The sequence below is a fragment of the Exiguobacterium sp. UBA5002 genome (genome assembly GCF_002396765.1).
Taxonomy (GTDB): Bacteria; Bacillota; Bacilli; order Exiguobacteriales; family Exiguobacteriaceae; genus Exiguobacterium_A.
Window position 1 is genome coordinate 80,649 of sequence record NZ_DGYQ01000048.1, and the last position, 18,517, is coordinate 99,165.

Below are 18,517 nucleotides of genomic sequence, written 5' to 3' on the forward strand. Positions count from 1 at the left end.
TAAGATAAAGGAATGTTGTAGTTCTGGAAAAAGAAATGAGGTCTTTCGAAATGAATAAACCATCCATTTATGGATTAACGCTTGAGCAGATGACAGAATGGTTATCGAATCAAGGGCACAAACCATTCCGTGCCAAACAAGTATGGGATTGGCTCTACCGTAAACGTGTCACGACTTTCGCGGAAATGACGAATGTCAACAAGGATTGCCTTGAGTTGTTAGATCAGAGTTTTACGATTGACTCGATGACAGAAGCGGTCAAGCAAGAATCAGCAGACGGAACAATCAAGTTCCTTTTCAAATTATATGATGGCAACTTGATTGAAACGGTTCTGATGCGTCATAAGTACGGTCTTTCTGTCTGTGTTACGACACAGGTCGGCTGTAACATCGGCTGTAGCTTCTGTGCAAGTGGTCTGATCAAGAAGAGCCGCGACTTGTCAGCAGGCGAAATCGTTGAGCAAATCATGAACGTCCAACATCACCTCGATGCAGTCGGTAACGAAGAACGTGTCAGCCACGTCGTCGTCATGGGTATCGGTGAACCGTTCGATAACTTCGACAACATGGTTGACTTCTTGAACGTCATCAAGGACCACAATGGTCTTGCGATCGGTGCACGTCACATCACGGTTTCAACAAGTGGTTTGGCAGACAAGATCTACAAGTTCGCTGACTTGAAACTCCAAGTCAACTTAGCCATCTCGCTTCACGCACCAAACAATGAATTGCGTACGCAAATCATGAAAATCAACCGGGCGATCCCGCTTGAGAAATTGATGCCAGCGATCGATTATTACGTTCAAACGACGAACCGTAAAATCACGATCGAGTACATCTTGCTTCGTGGCGTCAACGACCAAAAAGAACACGCAGTCGAACTAGCAAAACTGTTCGAAGACAAACGTCACCTGACGTATGTCAACTTGATTCCGTACAATCCAGTCGATGAGCACGGTCAATATCAGCGCAGTACGTCTGAAGATATCACGACGTTCTACGATACGTTGAAAAAGAACGGCTTGAACTGTGGTGTTCGTCTCGAGCACGGAACAGACATCGATGCGGCATGTGGTCAATTACGTAGTAAGCAAATCAAAAAAGATAAAGTAGCATCCAAATAATTCGTTGGGCTTCTCATCGTTTCGGTGGGAAGCTTTTTTTACGATAAGAAATGAGGACATTCTATGACACGTACACGATTCAATGATTTTAACTTAAGCACACCGATTCTCGATTCGATCGAGCAACTCGGTTACACGACACCAACCGAAGTCCAACAATCGGTCATCCCCGTCGTATTATCCGGAAAAGACGTCATCGTCAAATCACGGACGGGGAGCGGAAAGACGGCATCGTTTGCGATCCCACTGTGTGAACTCGTCGAGTGGGAAGAAAACAAACCACAAGTCTTAGTCTTGACGCCAACACGTGAGCTGGCCTTGCAGGTCAAAGAAGATATCATGAACATCGGACGTTATAAGCGGATCAAAGCGACAGCTGTCTTCGGCAAGCAACCGTTCCGCGGGCAAGTCACGGAGCTCAAGCAAAAGACACACGTCGTCGTCGGAACACCGGGACGCGTACGCGATCATATCGAGCGGGGCACGTTATCGCTTGAGAAAGTCCGTTACGTCGTTTTAGATGAAGCGGACGAAATGCTGAACATGGGCTTCCTCGATCAAGTCGATGCCATCTTGTCCGAGTTACCGAAGGAGCGGATGACACTGTTGTTCTCTGCGACCTTCCCAGAAGACATCGAACAGTTGAGTGACCGTTACATGGAGGCACCAAAACGAATCGAAGCGGGCGAGACCGTCGTCTCAACGATTACGCATAGTTACATTCCGGTGACGGACAAGACGAAGTTCGCCATTTTAAAAGATGTCCTGGTCGCTGAAAACCCGGATCGTTGCATGATCTTCTGTCGGACGAAAGAACACGTTGATTTCATCGCGAATGGTCTACGCGCCCATGACTATCCGGTTGAAGCGATCCATGGTGGGATGGAACAAGACGATCGACTCGATGCGATGAAAGCCTTCCGTGCCGGGAAGTTCCGAATTCTTGTCGCAACAGATGTCGCAGCACGCGGCATCGATATCGAGAACATCACGCACGTCATCCAGTATGATCTCCCTGTCGAACGAGAAAGCTACGTTCACCGGACCGGTCGGACGGGGCGGGCAGGAGCAGCCGGACAAGCAATCAGTCTCGTCACACCGGCAGACGAACGTCGCCTAAAGGAAATCGAGCAGTATCACGGGAAACTGACACGTCGCCAAGCACCAACGGAAAAGGACTTGATGCGAACAGCGGATGCGTTCGAAGAGAAAATGGCGACGGAAGATACGCGTTCTTCGAAAACGGAACAGCTTGATGCGGACATCATGAAATTGTTCTTTAACGGTGGGAAGAAGAAAAAACTCCGTGCCGTCGACTTCGTTGGAACGATTGCGAAGATTGAAGGCGTCACAGCAGACGACATCGGCATCATCTCGATTCAGGATACGTTGACGTATGTCGATATCCTCAACGGGAAAGGTCCGCTTGTCCTCCGGGCGATGAAGACGACGAAGGTCAAAGGGAAACAATTGAAAGTGTACGAAGCATTCAAGAAATAAGACAAGCCGGTCATTCTCCGCTTAAGCGAAGAGGGACCGGCTGTTTTGCGTCAAGGCATGTCCAAGATGGAGTCCGCTAGCAGCTGCTTGGGCAAGCGAGTGTGTGGCACCGGAACAATCCCCGATCGCATAGACACCGGGACATGTCGTCTCAAACGTCTCTGACGTCTCAAGCATCGGTGCGTAAAACTTGCCATCTAATCCGTAAAGCAACGTATCTCCCGGAAGTTCCACTTCAAGGAGTTGCTCAAGGCGCTCTAAAAACCCTTCTAAGACGAGCAGGTCTTCTGTAGGCACTTCTGCATGCAAATTACCGGGGGACGCGGTTAGGGAAGGGACAATGGTGTTACGACTCAGTTGATCGTTTGCCGTCGCTCGCGATGCTCGGAAATCACTGAGTCGCTGAACGAGGATGCGATCACCACCTTGGTTGATTCCGCCAATGATGCGTGCGGCATACGCATTCGCTTTCGCTAGCGTCGAAAAATAACGCGGGAGAAATAGTGTAAAGTTCAGATTCGTCGAGCCGTCTGCCGTCTCGTGGACGTTTTGGCCGTCCGGCATGACGAGTCCTTCTTGATATTTGCGGATGATCCGTCCGCGCGGATTCATGCAATAGGTGACGGCTTGACCGTAAGGCGAGTCGTAACCGAGCTTCGTCTCGAACGTCTCCTGTAACAATGTCCGAAATAGCGCCTCATCCGTCTCGATTCGCACCCCGAGATCAAGTCGAGTCCGCTGTGGGGTGACACCAAGCGTCGCTAACTTTTGCAACGTAAAGTCTGCACCTGAACGACCTGTCGCGAACACGATCCGTTGACTGACGAAGATCTCGTCCGCTGTTTTGATCGTAAACGGCTCTGATTTCGTGATCTGCTCGATTGTCGTTTCGAACCGGGCACCGAGACGTGGTAATAAGGCGTCCTCAAACGCCGTGAAGACAGCAGCTGTCCGTACTGTGCCTAAATGACGGACGGTCGTCTCGACCGAATGTAGACCGGCGCGACGGGCACGAGACGCTACAGTAGAGGAATGCGTCGAGTAGGTCTCAACTGTACCTCCACCATATGTACATAAAAGATCATCGACTTCTTGGAACAGTCGTCGTGTCGTCTCTTCACCGATTTTTGAGACGAGTTCCCCGCCGAATCCTGTCGCATAATTGAACTTTCCTTCTGATTTGCCAAGCCCTGCGAATCCAAGATACGCATCTTCTGTCGTTCGTTCACGGATTGGTTTTCCGGCATCGAGCAGTAAGACGTGTTGCCCGTCTTCAACAAGCTGATGGGCGAGGAAAATTCCTGCCACACCGGCTCCGATAATCGTCACATCATACATTACTGACGCCTCCTTTTCTTTGAGTATACAAAAAAGCCGGATTCCTATGAAAGAAATCCGGACTGAGTGAGATCGCTTATTTCCACTCTGCGATGTCAGCGATTGGTAGACGAACCGATGGGTATCCTGCGTCCACGGCTTTACCGATTGAAAGCAACATGACTGGGAGGTAACGCTCTTTTTCAAGACCGAATGCTTCTGCGATTTGGTCTTTTTCGTAACCACCGATTGGGTTTGTATCGTAACCGTGTGCACGAGCGACGAGCATCAATTGCATTGAAACGAGACCTGAGTCGATCAAGATGCTATCACGTAATGTTTCAACGTCTTCTGGACGGTAGAAACCTTTGATGGCTGGTACTTGGCGATCACGTACTTCTTGTGGCATAAGACCTTTTTCAACAGCCATGTCGTAGATTGTCTCGATGCTGTCGACCGCGTTCATGTCACCGAAGACAGCGATGACGGCAGAAGATGTCTCGACTTGAACTTGGTTGAATTTTGCGAGTGGTGCGAGTGTCGCTTTACCTTCTTCGCTATCGATGACGAGGAAACGCCATGGTTGCATATTGACAGAAGAAGGTGCAAGTGTTGCTTCTTCAAGGATTTGTGTCATTTCTTCTTTTGAAATTTTTACGTTCGTGTCGTAGTTACGAATCGAGCGACGTCCTTTAACGATTTCCATGAAGTCCGTTGTTGTTTGAGTAGTCATAATTATTCAATCTCCCTTGTGTGTTTTCTCTTTTTTATAGTGTGAAAAACTTATTTCCAGTCTGCGATGTCGTTGATCGGTAGGCGAACCGATGGGTATCCTGCGTCAACTGCTTTACCAATCGATAGCAACATGACTGGTACATAGCGCTCTTTTTCAAGACCGAATGCTTCCGCGATTTGATCTTTCTCGTAACCACCGATTGGGTTTGTATCATAACCGTGTGCACGAGCGACGAGCATCAATTGCATCGAGACGAGACCCGAGTCAATCAAGATGCTGTCTTTCAAGTCGTTTGCTGATACGCTGCTGTACATCCCTTGGATCGCTGGTACTTGGCGATCGCGTACTTCTTGTGGCATGAGCCCTTTTGCGACAGCTGTATCGTAGATGTTCTCGAGTTGATCAACAGCGTTCATGTCACCGAAGACGGCGATGACAGCAGAAGATGTTTCGACTTGGACTTGGTTGAATTTCGCGAGTGGTGCAAGTGTCGCTTTGCCTTCTTCGCTATCGATGACGAGGAAACGCCATGGTTGCATGTTGACAGAAGAAGGTGCGAGTGTTGCTTCTTCAAGAATTTGTGTCATTTCTTCTTTTGAGATCTTCACGTCTGTATCGTAGTTACGAATCGAACGGCGTCCTTTGACGATTTCCATGAAGTCTGTTTGAGTTTGCGTTGCCATATTAAAGCGACTCCTCTTTTAATTTAGGTAATGTTTCGGCGTTCGCTTCGATGCGTTGAATCATCTCAGCTAACGTCCGTTGTTCTTCAGCAGAGAATCCTTCGAGTAAGTTCTCGAGGAACTCCTCTTTTTGTTCGCGTAATCGTGCAATGCGCGTCGCCCCTTGTTCCGTTAAGGAAACAAGAATCACCCGATTGTCAGCGGCTGAACGCTCGCGAGCAATCATCCCTGTCGATTCCAGGTGTTTGAGGTGACGGGTCACCGCCGCGTGATCGACATTGACGCGTTTTTGCAATTCTTTTTGACTGATCGTTTGATCGACTTGTAGTTGAGCAAGTAGGTCCATTCGCGTCTGACTGAAACCATCCGTACAGAGATCGAATTTTTGAGCAATCGTCTTATTGACGGAGACGAGTGCATAGATCAAACGTCCTTTTTCGGTGCAGGAAATACTCAATCCATCACATCCTTCCCTTCGTTCGAAGAAACCTTTGACGTATCAAAGATTGATATGTAAACGAATATAACGTGTTTATTTTGATGACGCAACTTATCTGCTTCTGACATAAAAAAAGATATCATTCACGCGGAATGATATCGAGTCAGGCGACTTAGCTAATTTGGCGTTCAGACGCTGGAAGTCCTTTTGCATCAATTGCTGCAATGATCCGGCGGAAATAGAACAACCAAAATTGCAGGAACGGTCCGATCAGGAAAATCGAGAGGATCGTACCGAAGAAAACAGGTCCTCCAAGCAACCAACCGATGCCGCATGCCGTGACTTCCATGATCGTCCGCATCAGACGAATTGACGTTCCGAAGCGCTCTGCAAGTGTCAGCGTCAACCCATCACGTGGACCGGCCCCGTATCCAATAGCGACATACAGACCAGCGCCCATCCCAATGATGAAGATACCGAAAATCAGCCAGAGCGTATTCAACCAGATCGACTCAAAAGAAGGTAAGAGATGAGAACCAAGAACAAGATTCATGAAGACACCGACGAAAATCGCGTTGACGAGCGTTCCGATTTGCGGTGTGACGCGGTCTAACGCGTACTTCACGAAAACGAGTAATAGACCGACAAGCAAGATGATCGTTCCGACGGATAGCGGCGTCTTCTTTTGGAGACCAAGATGTAATACATCCCACGTCGAGACACCGAGTTCAGCCGTGATCATCATCGATGAGCCGAGAGCGAGTAAAAATAAACCGAGTAGGAAGAGTCCCCACTTTAACGTAGCGCGTAATAACCAGGAAGCACGATGACGCGTCATGTCTAACACCTCATTTCTTAAAAATAATTGATTCGTTAACTGTATCATGAGGAAAGTAGAAGAAGAAAGACGAAATTTTCCGTTTTTTCCATCTTAAGAAGGAGGGGAAGGTCGAAAGAGAAACGTATACTGAAGAAAAAAGGAGATGACAGGATGAAAGCGATCCGGCACCTGATTCGTTTTACATACATAGAAGCCGTCTGTTGCGTCTTTCCCGTTATGATTTTCGCAGCGCTTGCTCTTTCACGTTATCTTCCTGCTGAACCGATCGCGCGATACGATCTCCTGTTGCTATGGTGTCTTCTCGTCCAAATCGTCTTACTTGTCACGCGTTATGAAACGCTGGAAGAGTTCAAACTGATCTTACTCTTTCACGTGATTGGTCTAGCACTTGAACTGTTCAAAGTGAACGTTGGGTCTTGGAGTTATCCGGAACAGGCTCTAACGAAAGTGGCGGGTGTTCCCTTGTATGCAGGATTCATGTATGCAAGTGTCGCAAGTTATGTCTGTCAAGCGTTCCGAAGATTTCATTTACGCTTCACAGCATTTCCACCGCCTTGGCTTGCGATCAGCGTAGGCAGTCTCGTCTATCTCAACTTCTTCACCCACCATTGGATCTTCGATGCACGCTGGCTATTGATGGTCCTCGTCGTCCTTGTCTTCTATAAGTCATGGGTTCATTTTACGATCGAGCAGACGATCTACCGGATGCCGCTCGTCCTATCCTTTTTACTGATTGCCTTTTTCATTTGGATCGCGGAGAACATCGTGACGTTCTTTAAAGGCTGGGTCTATCCGCATCAGGAAGGAGGCTGGGCAGTCGTTGATCTTGGAAAATTGTCTTCTTGGTTCCTGCTTGTGATCATCACGGTTTTGATCGTCATCGTCGCGAAATACAAGCGTCAGGATCCGGCTGTGGAGATATATCAGCGTACATAGACGAAAAACATGACATTTCGTTTGCGATGAAGCGCTTCGATGTTCAACGTTCGTTCTAACATGTGGACGACAACTTGAGCGTGCTTGGCTCAACCAGCAACGAGACGGGAAATTATTGAAAAAAGAGTGAAACATTAGAAATTTTAAGCCGTAGAGTAAGGTGAGAACTTATTTTTCAAGGAGGACCTTACTCATGTCATCTCAATTAAAGAAAGCAGCGAAGGAGTCGCTCAGCGGTCGTTGGGGATTTGCAGTCCTAGCTTTTCTGCTGTTTAGTATTATTCAGGGTGTTCCTAATTTATTTGGATCGGATATCGATGAGCCGTCTAGTAGTATAGATCTCGTTGTATCATTGGTGTCGATTTTATTGATTCCAGTAGGAGTCGGTTGGACATGGATTGCCATGTCGATTGCTCGTGGCGAAGAAACGAAAGTGACGGATTTGTTTGAGCCATATGGTATGTTCCTGAAAGTGGTGGGGCTGGCCATTGTTCAGTTCATCTTTATCGCGCTCTGGACGTTACTCTTAATCATCCCTGGTATCATCAAGTCATTCTCTTACTTGTTGACGTTCTACATCCTTCGAGATGAACCATCGATCGGTATCCTCGAGGCCATCACGCGTTCACGCCAACTCATGGATGGTCACAAGATGGAAGCATTCTTACTCTTCCTATCATTCATTGGTTGGGCATTACTTGTAATCGTTACACTTGGTCTTGCTGTCTTATGGGTTGGACCATACTTCAGCGTCACGCTTGCCAAATTCTATGATCGTGTTCGTGGTGAACAAGCACCAGAGCCAACATCAGATTTCGTCGCACCATATTAATCCGGAATCCCGACACTACGTCGGGATTTTTCTTTGAAATAAATCCGATAGGAAAAGACGGTTTAATGGTTGCTTTAGTTCAATGAATTCTGTACGATGAATGCAACACATCTTATCTAGAGAAGTCGAGGGACTGGCCCGAAGACACTTCAGCAACCCCGCTATGGCGGAAGGTGCTACTTCCAGGAAGGAATACCTTCTGAAGATAAGAGCGGACAGGACAAGATACCGTCGCTCTTTTCGAACTTCGAAAAGAGCGTTTTTTTATGATAAGGGGGACGATGGAGTGGAGTATGGTTTTTGGTTACCGATTTTTGGGGGATGGTTACGTAACGTCGAGGATGAACAGATGCCAGCAACATTCGATTATGCGAAACAAGTCGCACAAACAGCTGAACGCATCGGCTTCTCGACGACGTTGATTGCGGAATTGAACTTGAACGATATCAAAGGCATCAAGGAACCGAGTCTTGAGGCATGGACAACGGCAGCGGCGATTGCTGCAACAACAGAACGCCTTGAGATCATGACAGCGGTTCGTCCCGGGTTCCATAATCCAGCGACGACGGCGAAGATGGCGGCAAACATCGATCAGTTGAGTGGTGGACGCTTTACCCTCAACGTCGTCTCAGCGTGGTGGGCAGAGGAAGCGAAACAATACAACGGTATCTTCACAGCGCACGATGAACGCTATGCTCGGACGGAAGAGTTCGTCACGGTCATGAAGGGACTATGGGCAGATGCGTCACCGTATAGCTTCTCCGGTCATCACTACACGATCGAACAGGCGGAACTCCATCCGAAGCCAGTCCAGCGTCCGGGGATCAAGCTCTACGCTGGTGGAGAGAGTGAAGCTGGAAAGCGAACGATCGTCGAACATTGTGATGCCTACGTCATGCACGGGGGCACGGTCGAAGAAGTGGCTCATAAAATCGATGACATGAAAGTACGCCGGGAAGCGACGGGACACGCACCGCTCGAGAGTTTCGGTCTTGCTGCCTACATCATTTGTCGGGATACGGAAGAAGAAGCGCTTCTTGAGTGGCAACGCATTACAGACGTCAAGGAAGACAGCGCCGGTTATGCCGGTTATCAGGATTTCATCAGTAAATCGCAACTGGAGCAACAGGTCGAGCGGAACGATTATTCCGTCTCGAACCGTGGTCTACGACCGAACTTGATCGGAACACCAGAACAAATCGCTGAACGGATTCTAGCGTTCGAAACCGTTGGTGTCACGTTACTTTTGTTACAATTCTCACCACAACTTGAAGAAATGGAACGCTTTGCTCGTGACGTAATGCCACTGGTCGAAGCGAAACGAAAGGTAGGTCAACAATCATGACAAAAATTCATATTCTCCACGAAAATCAAGAATGGACGGACCATCTCATCAAACGTCTCGAAGAACTCGAATTACCATATGAACAGTGGCACTTGAATGAAGGGATGGTTCCGCTGGACGAACTGCCACCAGAAGGCGTCTTTTACAGCCGGATGAGTGCCTCTTCGCATACGCGGGGGCATCGTTACGCGCCGGAATTGACGGAAGGGGTCCTCGCTTGGTTAGAAGAGCATGACCGGACCGTCTTTAACGGAACGCGTGCGCTTCGTCTTGAAGTCAGCAAAGTCAATCAATACACGGCGTTGCGGAAGGCTGGGATTCGTGTACCGAAGACGACGGCTGCCGTCGGACGCGATCAAATCGTACAAGCAGCAAAAGAGATCGGTGTTTCGTCATTCATCACGAAACACAACCGTGCCGGAAAAGGTCTCGGCGTCCAGCTGTTCCACTCGATTGAAGCACTTGAAGCTTATCTCGACGGTCCGACATTCGACGAACCAGTCGATGGCATCACGTTGATTCAAGAGTATATTCAAGCACCAGAACCGTACATCACACGTTGTGAGTTCGTAGGTGGAAAGTTCGTCTACGCGGTTCGAGTCGATACATCAGAAGGTTTTGAGCTTTGCCCAGCGGATGCATGCGTGATCGACGACTTGTTCTGCCCAGTCGGTGAAGAAGCACCGCAAACACCGATGAAGTTCCAAATCGTTGAAGGCTTCGATGACCCGATCATCCAAAAGTATGAAGCATTCCTTCAAGCGAACCAAATCGCGGTCGCAGGCATCGAGTTCATTAAGGATGCGTCAGGTACGATCTATACGTATGACGTCAATACGAATACGAACTATAATTCGGATGCCGAGGCAGCTGCAGGACGCTACGGTATGCTCGAACTAGCGAAGTTCCTCGGTGCAACCCTTGAAACAAGCACAGTAAAATAAGAATCTGCTCTCGCCCTGTCACCGGACGTTACAAGACCGGATGACAGGGTATTTCTATAGAAAAGGGGGCGGATCTATGATTACGTGGAGAGAAGAACGACAGCTCGATATTCCGATTGAGGAAGCATGGCACTTGTTTGATCACACGCGATTGCAGCGTTTGATTCCAAACGTCGTCCAGCACGAGGTGATTGAACGAAAACCGGGTGTCGTCGGTTCGACGTATCGTCAAACATACATGCAGGGTAATCGACTTGAAACCTATATCGTGACCGATTTAGCCTATACGAATGAGCCGGACTTTAAACAAAATACGATTGGATTCACGTTAGCTAAAATATTTAAGATTGAGATGACGTTTACGCTCAAACCACTTGGACACGCTCGTTGTCTGTTGATTTATACAGGAAAAAATGAAGGGGCAAACTTCGTTGGGAAAAGTCTCTTGTCACTCGGTGGCGAACGAGAAAACGAGAAAATTGTTCAGGCCTTGTTGCAACGTGTCGAAGAAGAGGCAGCGAAACAAAAGAAGAACAATGCATGAAAAAACGGATTCCCGCGCCTGAGAATCCGTTTTTTCATATCTTATCGATTCGTATACGATTTGTGACCACTCGGTAAAACGGATAGGCAGTCGACACCTTGATAACGTTCTCGTTTTCTATCGCTGGATCGAGCGATTTTGGATTATCAAAAAGCTTAGTTACCGACTACTATTTTTAAGTATAAATACGGTTATTAAATTTTCATTTAATCCAAAGATTATATCGTTACGATAGTCGACGCAAACGAGAAATCTGTGAATCATCTTGAAGCTCCTTTAATGGTCGAAACCGAACAGCTCGTAATTCTTGTTGATCAAGCGATAGTTCAGGATCGATCCCGAGTCGAGGTTCAGGACTATCTAAGACACGGCGAACGAGAAAACATGTCTCTGTTCCTTGATCCATTGAAATCTCGTAAAGTTTCCGTTCGACCGTGACGTGAAGATGCGTTTCTTCTAACACTTCTCGCACGACGGCATGCTCTTTAGTTTCACCGTTCTCGACACCTCCGCCGGGTAACGTCCAAAATGTCCGGGAAGGGGTATGTAACTCGACCATTAGAATCTGTTGCTCTTCAATCAACGCAGCGCATACGCGATGTCGCATATCGCATTCCTCCTTCAACGTGTTCAAAAAAGAGACCGAAACGACAGTTCCGGTCTCTTTTAAAATCATTGTGCGTATAACGCTGTTAATTGCTGTTGGATCGTATCGTTGTTCAAATACTCATCGTATGTCGTTTCTTTATCGACGATACCGTTTGGTGTCAACTCGATGATGCGGTTCGCGATCGTTTCGACGAACTGGTGGTCATGCGAGCTGAAGAGCATTGCGCCTTTATAAGCGATCAAACCATCGTTGAGTGCCGTGATCGATTCGAGATCCAAGTGGTTCGTTGGATCGTCGAGTACAAGGACGTTAGCACCACTGAGCATCGCTTTTGAAAGCATACAACGGACTTTTTCGCCCCCGGATAAGACAGATGCTTTTTTCATGACTTCTTCTCCTGAGAAGAGCATCCGACCGAGGAATCCACGGAGGAACGTATCGCTCTCATCTGCCGGTGAATACTGACGGAGCCAATCGAGGATCGTCTTATCCGAGCCTTCGAAGAATTCCGAGTTATCTTTCGGCAAGTATGATTGGGAAGTCGTGACGCCCCATTTGAATGTACCGCTGTCCGGTTCCATCTCACCCATAAGGATTTTGAATAGTGTCGTGATCGCGATATCGCTCTGGCTGATGAACGCGACTTTATCCGTCTTGTTCAACGAGAAGCGGACATTATCAAGGACTTTGACGCCATCGATCGTCTTCGAGAGACCATCGACCATCAAGAGATCATTTCCGATTTCGCGTTCTGGCGTAAAGCCAACGAACGGATAACGACGTGATGATGGACGAATGTCGTCGAGTGTGATTTTATCAAGCAATTTCTTCCGTGACGTCGCTTGTTTCGCTTTCGAAGCGTTTGAGCTGAAACGTGCGATGAAGGCTTGAAGTTCTTTAATCTTCTCTTCTTTTTTCTTGTTTTGGTCACTTGCCATACGCGAAGCAAGCTGACTTGATTCATACCAGAAATCATAGTTTCCGATATACAGTTGGATCTTACCGTAATCAAGATCCGCCATGTGCGTACAGACGTTGTTCAAGAAGTGACGGTCGTGGGAAATGACGATGACCGTGTTTTCGAATCCGATCAAGAATTCTTCAAGCCATTTGACAGCTTTCAGGTCGAGTCCGTTTGTCGGCTCATCGAGTAAAAGAATGTCAGGTTTACCGAACAATGCTTGGGCAAGCAAGACTTTAACTTTTTCAGATCCTGTCAGCTCAGCCATCGTTTTCGAGTGAAGGTCTTCCTTGATGCCAAGTCCTTGTAGAAGCATCGCTGCTTCCGACTCCGCTTCCCAACCGTTCATTTCAGCGAATTCACCTTCGAGTTCAGCAGCACGCATGCCGTCCTCATCTGAAAAATCTTCTTTCATATAAATCGCATCTTTTTCTTTCATGACTTCATAGAGACGTTTGTGTCCCATCATGACTGTTTCGATGACTTGGAATTCTTCGTATTCGTAATGGTTCTGGCGAAGGACGCCTAAGCGTTCGCCTGGTGTGATGATGACATCGCCTTGTTGTGCTTCAATGTCACCAGCGAGAATTTTCAAGAACGTTGATTTACCGGCACCGTTCGCACCGATCAGACCGTAACAGTTACCTGGCGTGAACTTGATGTTAACGTCTTCGAATAATTTTCGGTCCGCAAAGCGAAGACCGACGTTTTGTACTGTAATCATATAGAGATGAACCCTCGTTTCTAGTAAGTGATGTGCTCATTCGAGTGTACCACAAATCATGATCTGTCGTAGAGCAGGCAAAGTTCTTTCCATATTAGGACAGAAATTAAAAATAAGCAACCGGATATTTAAAATAATGAAACATTTTCCAGATGGATGCGTAGAAGAAAGTAAGGAATTCGCTAGAGGAGGGGTTAGATGGCCATCTTTTTCACGTTATTGTTTTTCGCCCTCATCGTTTTGCTTGGCATGGAACTCTATCGCTATATCCAAGAAAAGATTGATAAAGGAGATTCAGAATGAGAGAAATCAAACCGAAGAAAAAAATTCGTCCATCGATGATCATCGCCGGTGTACTTGTATTAGCCCTGCTGGCTACAACGCCGTTCGTCGTCGAACAAATCGAACCCGGACAAGTTGGTGTCGTTTATACCCCGTCAAGCGGTGTCAAAGATGAGACGTTATCACAAGGCTGGCATGTCGTTTCACCAATCACACGGGTGACGGAGTATCCGATCCGTACACAGACGAAATCGCTTGATAATATGACGCTTGCGACTAAAGACGGAAAGAACATCGTCGTCGACTTTACATACAGCTTCTCCGTTTCGCCGGATAAGGTGACAAAAGTCTTCAACAAGTTCGGACCGATCGAAATCGATGAGATTGCCAAAGGTTACTTGAAACAACGACTCTATGATGCGTCGCGTGAGCAAATCTCGAAAGTTACTGTCCTTGAACTGTTCGGTGAAAAATCAGGAAACGTCTCGACGAGCATTCAGACGCAGTTTGCAGAAGACGTCAAGGACATCGGTTTCATCATCGAGGATGTCGCACTCGGTGCACCAAAACCAGATGAAAAGACACAGGAAGCAATCGATGCGCGTGTCAAAGCGTCGCAGGAACTCGATAAAAAGAAAACGGATCTTGAAATCGCTAAAGCAGAGGCAGAACGTCTTCGCGTAGAAGCAAAAGGAGCAGCCGATGCGCGTTTGATCGAAGCTCAAGGGTTGGCAAAAGCACAAAAAGAATTACAGAAGACGTTGACGAAAGAAATGATTCAATACGAAGCTGTCAAGAAGTGGGACGGGAAATCACCACTTGTCAGTGGATCAGGGAGTATGGTTCAACTACCGATTCCTGACGGTACGACACAAGAAAAAAACTAATTGAAATATGTATAAGATAAACCGCTTAAAGACCACAACGGCAGACGTGAAAAAAGCAGATTCTCAGCGCTGAGAATCTGCTTTTTGATTAGTGCGAAGCTTGTTCAAAACCTTGAGCGATGGCAATGATGACTTGTGTTGCTTTCACCATGTTATCCACAGAGATGAACTCGAACTTGCCATGATAGTTCTCACCGCCGGTAAAAATGTTCGGTGTCGGAAGTCCCATGTATGAGAGTTGTGATCCATCTGTTCCACCACGAATCGGTTTAACGATTGGCGTAATATCAAGCGACTCCATCGCTGCATGAGCAATATCAACGATGTGCATGTGGGGCTCGATTTTTTCACGCATGTTGTAGTACTGATCGTGTAAGTCGATTTCCACACTACCAGCACCATACTTTTTGTTCCACTCATCGACAAGGGCAGACAAGAAGTGTTTCCGTCCCTCGAAGGCTTCACGATCAAAATCACGAATGATGTAGTCGAGCGTCGTTTTTTCGACCGAACCGTCAAATGAAATCAGATGGAAGAATCCTTCAAAACCATCCGTGAATTCAGGAGACTCTTCTCCGGGAAGACGATCGTGGAACGCCATCGCATGTTTCTGCGAATTGACCATCTTATCTTTTGCTGTTCCCGGATGGACATTTGTTCCGTGGAAGACGATTTTAGCCGCCGCCGCATTAAAGCTCTCGTATTCAAGCTCACCAAGCGGACCGCCGTCGACCGTATAAGCATACGTGGCATCGAACGCTTCGACATTAAAGTGATGTGGTCCACGACCAATCTCTTCGTCAGGTGTGAAGGCAACACGAATGCGACCATGCTTAATTTCCGGATGTGAAATCAAATGATGCATGGCTGTCATGATTTCTGCGATTCCGGCTTTATTATCGGCTCCGAGTAATGTCGTCCCATCTGTCGTCATCAAGGTGTGACCGACGTAGTTGTGCAGTGCAGGAAAATCAGTTGGCGATAGAATGACGGATGGCACTTCACTTAACGTGATGGGATGTCCGTCATATGCTTCCACGAGTTGTGGACGGACATTCGTACCTGTGAAGTCTGTCGCTGTATCGAGATGAGCGAGAAAACCGATTGTTGGAATGTCTGCGTCTGTATTGGCAGGTAATGTCGCCATGACATAACCATTATCATCAACGGTGACTTCTTCCATGCCAATTGTCTTTAATTCTTCTACGAGCAAACGAGCTAGTGTCCATTGCCCTTCTGTCGTTGGAACAGTCATACTCTCATAGTTCGACTGTGTATCGACTTTCACGTATGTAGTTAGACGATCAATCAATTCTTGTTTCAAATCAAAAACGTCCCTTCTCGTCATAAGATATCTTCATCATAGCATGAACGACTAATGTGAGAGAATTCTGAATCATGATAGAATAATATTGAAAAAGGGGGAATTCTTCATGAGAGCATTCGTAGTCGATCAGTACGGAAAAAATGCATCACTTACAGAAAAAGACGTCACACCCGAAAAAGCGGGGAAGTACGAATTACGGGTTCAAATCGAGGGGTCAAGCATCAATCCACTTGATACGAAGATGTTTTTCGGACATGTGGCGGCGGCTTCAACGACTGGAATTCTCCAGGGTGATGTAACGGGGAAAGTGATTGAAGTCGGGGAGGGTGTGACGTCTTTTTCTGTCGGCGATCGCATCGTCGCATTCGGCGGTGGACTTGGAAAACGCGCCGGTGCGTTAGCGGAAGAAATGCTTGTGCCTGAACAAATGGCAGTCTTACGACCGGAAGGGGTATCGGCTGAGGTTGCTGGTTGTTTACCGGTGATTGGATTGACAGCAATGGAAATTTTAAAAGAGCGAATCGCGATTACCCCAGGAATCCGCGTATATGTAGCAGGCGGAACGGGTGGAGTAGGACATCTTACCGTTCAACTGGCTCGTCATTATGGATGTGACGTTACAGCGAGCGCCTCTTCTGACGAGAAGGCAGCTTGGCTAGAAGCAAAAGGGATTCGCATTCACCGGTACAAGGAAGAATCAGCTGAAACATTGCTCAAACGACTCGATCTGGATGGATTCGACGTCATCATTGATACAGTGGGTGGTGACCATTTACAAGAATCGTTCATACTCGCAAAAGAGCGGGGACGCATCATTTCGATCGCGACACGGACGACACAAGATTTAACGATGATGCATAGTAAAGCCTTATCACTTGAAGCTGTGTTCGTCGCGCTCCCGTTGCTAAAAGGAAAAGTAGAGGAGATGAAGCAACAGCAACATCACTTAGCAGAACTCATTCGTTTAGTGGAAGAAGGAGTGATTGAAATACGGATTGAAGAGCAGATTCCCTATGAACGCGATGCGTTAAACGATCTCTATCAACGATTTGATCAAACATCACACTTTGGTAAAGTGAGTGTATATCCAACCCATTAAAAATGATTCTCCATTCATTTTACATTTCCTGTTAAAATATAAAAAATCCGTTACTGAAAAATTCAGTAGCGGATTTTTTAGATAACACGTCATTTACGGCGAACAAGAATACTTTTTGGATTGAGTTGTGGCATGGAAGGAGGAGTCGGGAAATCTTTCTGCTCCGGCTGCTCCCATACGACTTCAAATTTTTGACGCAACTTGTTGAACGCCTGCACCACAGCTTTTTTCAATTGTGACGCATCAAGAGCGGGACTATCTGTCGTAATCGCAAGCAGTCCTCCGCGATTCGTCAAATGAATGACTTTTTGGATCCAAAGAGCGAGATCCTGTTCGGTCCGAAACTGACGTGTTCGTGTATTGACTTGTACGGGCGGATGGAACAAGACGACGTCAAAACGAGTCTTCTTATCCGCTTGTTCGATGTAGTCGAACGCATCCTGAACTAAAATCTTCTGTTTCTCAGGAGTAAAACTGTTCAACACAAGATTATCTTTTGTCTTATTTCGACTACGTGTCGAGAAATCAACGCTTGTCGTTTGAGTAGCCTCACCATAAAGGGCAGCTACCGTTAATGTTCCTGTATCAGAAAAGAGATTAAGTACGGTTTTTCGTTCGACGGAATCGAGAAGGATTCGGCGAAGTTCACGTTGGGCAATGTCAAAACCAGTCCGCATACCAGCATCCAAGTCATACTCATACAACACACCGTATTCTTGTGCGACTTCAGGAAAATCGCCTCGTTCCCCTTTCAAAAAGTCGTCGCCTTTGACGGGTTGAAGATCGACGAGGAAATCTCGTTTTTCATAAATGCTTCTGTAATTCAGTAGTGATTCAAGAGCTTCAAGAATCAATGGACGGAATGTATAGATGCCTTCATTTTCGAATGTAATAAGGTAATGATGATCGTAACAATCAATTGTCAAACCACCGATACCATCTCCTGCACCGTTAAAAATACGGAAGGCTTCTGAATACTCTTCAAAAAATTCGTTTCGTTTGTCTAATGCTTGTTCAAAAAGTTGTTTGAAGAAGTCGACATCAATCGCTTTTTGCTCGTCCATGGAGAGAGTCCAACCGACACCTTTTTCTTGCTTGCCAAAATAACCAGTCGCGAGGTATTCTTTATGTTCTGTCATCAGATGGAGCAGTCCGCCTGCCTCTTTGACATGTTGTAAGGCTTCGAACATTTCCTTGCGTAACGCGGGATACCCGCTTCGAATCGATTCAATCCATTCTGGTTTGACAACGATCGGATAAAGTTCACGAGACATGTAAGTTTCCTCATTTCTACTTGTGGATAAGTGGCATAAGTATACCATAAATGGAGTTATCCACATGTGGATAACTGGTATATAAATAAAACTGAACTGCTCCCTGTCAAGT

General features: G+C 46.8%; 18 protein-coding genes and 1 riboswitch. Of the genes, 9 read left to right on the top strand and 9 right to left on the bottom strand.

Translation table 11 applies throughout. The features are described 5' to 3' along the window. Positions 1 to 50 precede the first annotated feature (50 nt). Both rlmN and B4C70_RS14710 read left to right on the top strand, forming a co-directional pair. Positions 51 to 1,124, top strand: a complete 1,074-nt coding sequence (rlmN, locus tag B4C70_RS14705; protein WP_023469793.1) for a 23S rRNA (adenine(2503)-C(2))-methyltransferase RlmN — start codon at positions 51 to 53, stop codon at positions 1,122 to 1,124. Positions 1,125 to 1,187: 63 nt separating this feature from the next. Further along, positions 1,188 to 2,624: a DEAD/DEAH box helicase gene (locus B4C70_RS14710; RefSeq protein WP_290780665.1), complete on the top strand. Its 1,437-nt coding sequence runs from the start codon at positions 1,188 to 1,190 to the stop codon at positions 2,622 to 2,624. A gap of 21 nt (positions 2,625 to 2,645) precedes the next feature. Here the strand turns inward: B4C70_RS14710 and B4C70_RS14715 are convergent, their stop codons facing one another. The 5 genes from B4C70_RS14715 to B4C70_RS14735 form a co-directional block, all read right to left on the bottom strand. Next, positions 2,646 to 3,962, bottom strand: coding sequence for an NAD(P)/FAD-dependent oxidoreductase (locus B4C70_RS14715; RefSeq protein ID WP_290780668.1), 1,317 nt, complete (start codon positions 3,960 to 3,962; stop codon positions 2,646 to 2,648). 76 nt (positions 3,963 to 4,038) lie between these two features. Further along, the gene (locus B4C70_RS14720) at positions 4,039 to 4,674 is read right to left on the bottom strand and encodes a nitroreductase family protein (RefSeq protein ID WP_023469790.1); all 636 of its coding nucleotides are present in this window, start codon (positions 4,672 to 4,674) and stop codon (positions 4,039 to 4,041) included. A 50-nt stretch (positions 4,675 to 4,724) separates the two neighbouring features. Continuing rightward, positions 4,725 to 5,360: a nitroreductase family protein gene (locus B4C70_RS14725; protein WP_029342971.1), complete on the bottom strand. Its 636-nt coding sequence runs from the start codon at positions 5,358 to 5,360 to the stop codon at positions 4,725 to 4,727. Between the two features lies 1 nt (position 5,361). Then, entirely contained in the window at positions 5,362 to 5,817 is a 456-nt protein-coding gene (locus B4C70_RS14730; protein ID WP_214856583.1) for a MarR family winged helix-turn-helix transcriptional regulator, read from the bottom strand. Between the two features lie 154 nt (positions 5,818 to 5,971). After that, positions 5,972 to 6,637, bottom strand: coding sequence for a YczE/YyaS/YitT family protein (locus tag B4C70_RS14735; RefSeq protein WP_290780672.1), 666 nt, complete (start codon positions 6,635 to 6,637; stop codon positions 5,972 to 5,974). 153 nt (positions 6,638 to 6,790) lie between these two features. Here B4C70_RS14735 and B4C70_RS14740 point away from each other — a divergent pair, with 153 nt between their 5' ends. The 5 genes from B4C70_RS14740 (at position 6,791) to B4C70_RS14760 (ending at position 11,241) form a co-directional block, all read left to right on the top strand. Further along, positions 6,791 to 7,576, top strand: coding sequence for a DUF817 domain-containing protein (locus B4C70_RS14740; protein WP_214856585.1), 786 nt, complete (start codon positions 6,791 to 6,793; stop codon positions 7,574 to 7,576). Between the two features lie 193 nt (positions 7,577 to 7,769). Continuing rightward, positions 7,770 to 8,408 (top strand): DUF975 family protein, encoded by a 639-nt coding sequence (locus B4C70_RS14745; RefSeq protein WP_214748846.1) that lies wholly within the window; start codon positions 7,770 to 7,772, stop codon positions 8,406 to 8,408. Positions 8,409 to 8,517: 109 nt separating this feature from the next. Then, positions 8,518 to 8,620: riboswitch (SAM riboswitch) on the top strand. Between the two features lie 74 nt (positions 8,621 to 8,694). Beyond that, positions 8,695 to 9,753 (top strand): LLM class flavin-dependent oxidoreductase, encoded by a 1,059-nt coding sequence (locus B4C70_RS14750; RefSeq protein WP_290780677.1) that lies wholly within the window; start codon positions 8,695 to 8,697, stop codon positions 9,751 to 9,753. Beyond that, positions 9,750 to 10,697 (top strand): ATP-grasp domain-containing protein, encoded by a 948-nt coding sequence (locus tag B4C70_RS14755; protein WP_290780680.1) that lies wholly within the window; start codon positions 9,750 to 9,752, stop codon positions 10,695 to 10,697. Before B4C70_RS14750 ends, B4C70_RS14755 begins: the two co-directional genes overlap by 4 nt. A 76-nt stretch (positions 10,698 to 10,773) precedes the next feature. Next, positions 10,774 to 11,241, top strand: a complete 468-nt coding sequence (locus B4C70_RS14760; protein WP_035411867.1) for a hypothetical protein — start codon at positions 10,774 to 10,776, stop codon at positions 11,239 to 11,241. A gap of 226 nt (positions 11,242 to 11,467) precedes the next feature. Here the strand turns inward: B4C70_RS14760 and B4C70_RS14765 are convergent, their stop codons facing one another. Together B4C70_RS14765 and B4C70_RS14770 are read right to left on the bottom strand one after the other, a co-directional pair. Then, positions 11,468 to 11,848, bottom strand: a complete 381-nt coding sequence (locus B4C70_RS14765; RefSeq protein WP_052019147.1) for an NUDIX domain-containing protein — start codon at positions 11,846 to 11,848, stop codon at positions 11,468 to 11,470. A 65-nt stretch (positions 11,849 to 11,913) separates the two neighbouring features. Beyond that, complete coding sequence (locus B4C70_RS14770) at positions 11,914 to 13,536, bottom strand: ABC-F family ATP-binding cassette domain-containing protein (protein ID WP_035411871.1); 1,623 nt, start codon at positions 13,534 to 13,536, stop codon at positions 11,914 to 11,916. 299 nt (positions 13,537 to 13,835) lie between these two features. Between B4C70_RS14770 and B4C70_RS14775 the strand changes: the two genes are divergently transcribed. Continuing rightward, positions 13,836 to 14,705, top strand: a complete 870-nt coding sequence (locus B4C70_RS14775) for a prohibitin family protein (RefSeq protein WP_058713675.1) — start codon at positions 13,836 to 13,838, stop codon at positions 14,703 to 14,705. A gap of 88 nt (positions 14,706 to 14,793) precedes the next feature. Here B4C70_RS14775 and pepT read toward each other — a convergent pair whose 3' ends face one another. Then, complete coding sequence (pepT, locus tag B4C70_RS14780) at positions 14,794 to 16,029, bottom strand: peptidase T (protein WP_290780683.1); 1,236 nt, start codon at positions 16,027 to 16,029, stop codon at positions 14,794 to 14,796. A 109-nt stretch (positions 16,030 to 16,138) separates the two neighbouring features. On the opposite strand from pepT, the gene B4C70_RS14785 reads away from it, so the two are divergent. After that, entirely contained in the window at positions 16,139 to 17,131 is a 993-nt protein-coding gene (locus tag B4C70_RS14785) for a zinc-binding dehydrogenase (protein WP_290780686.1), read from the top strand. 89 nt (positions 17,132 to 17,220) lie between these two features. On the opposite strand, the gene B4C70_RS14790 is transcribed toward B4C70_RS14785, so the two are convergent. Beyond that, positions 17,221 to 18,405, bottom strand: coding sequence for a class I SAM-dependent rRNA methyltransferase (locus tag B4C70_RS14790; protein WP_290780689.1), 1,185 nt, complete (start codon positions 18,403 to 18,405; stop codon positions 17,221 to 17,223). Between the last annotated feature and the right edge of the window lie 112 nt (positions 18,406 to 18,517).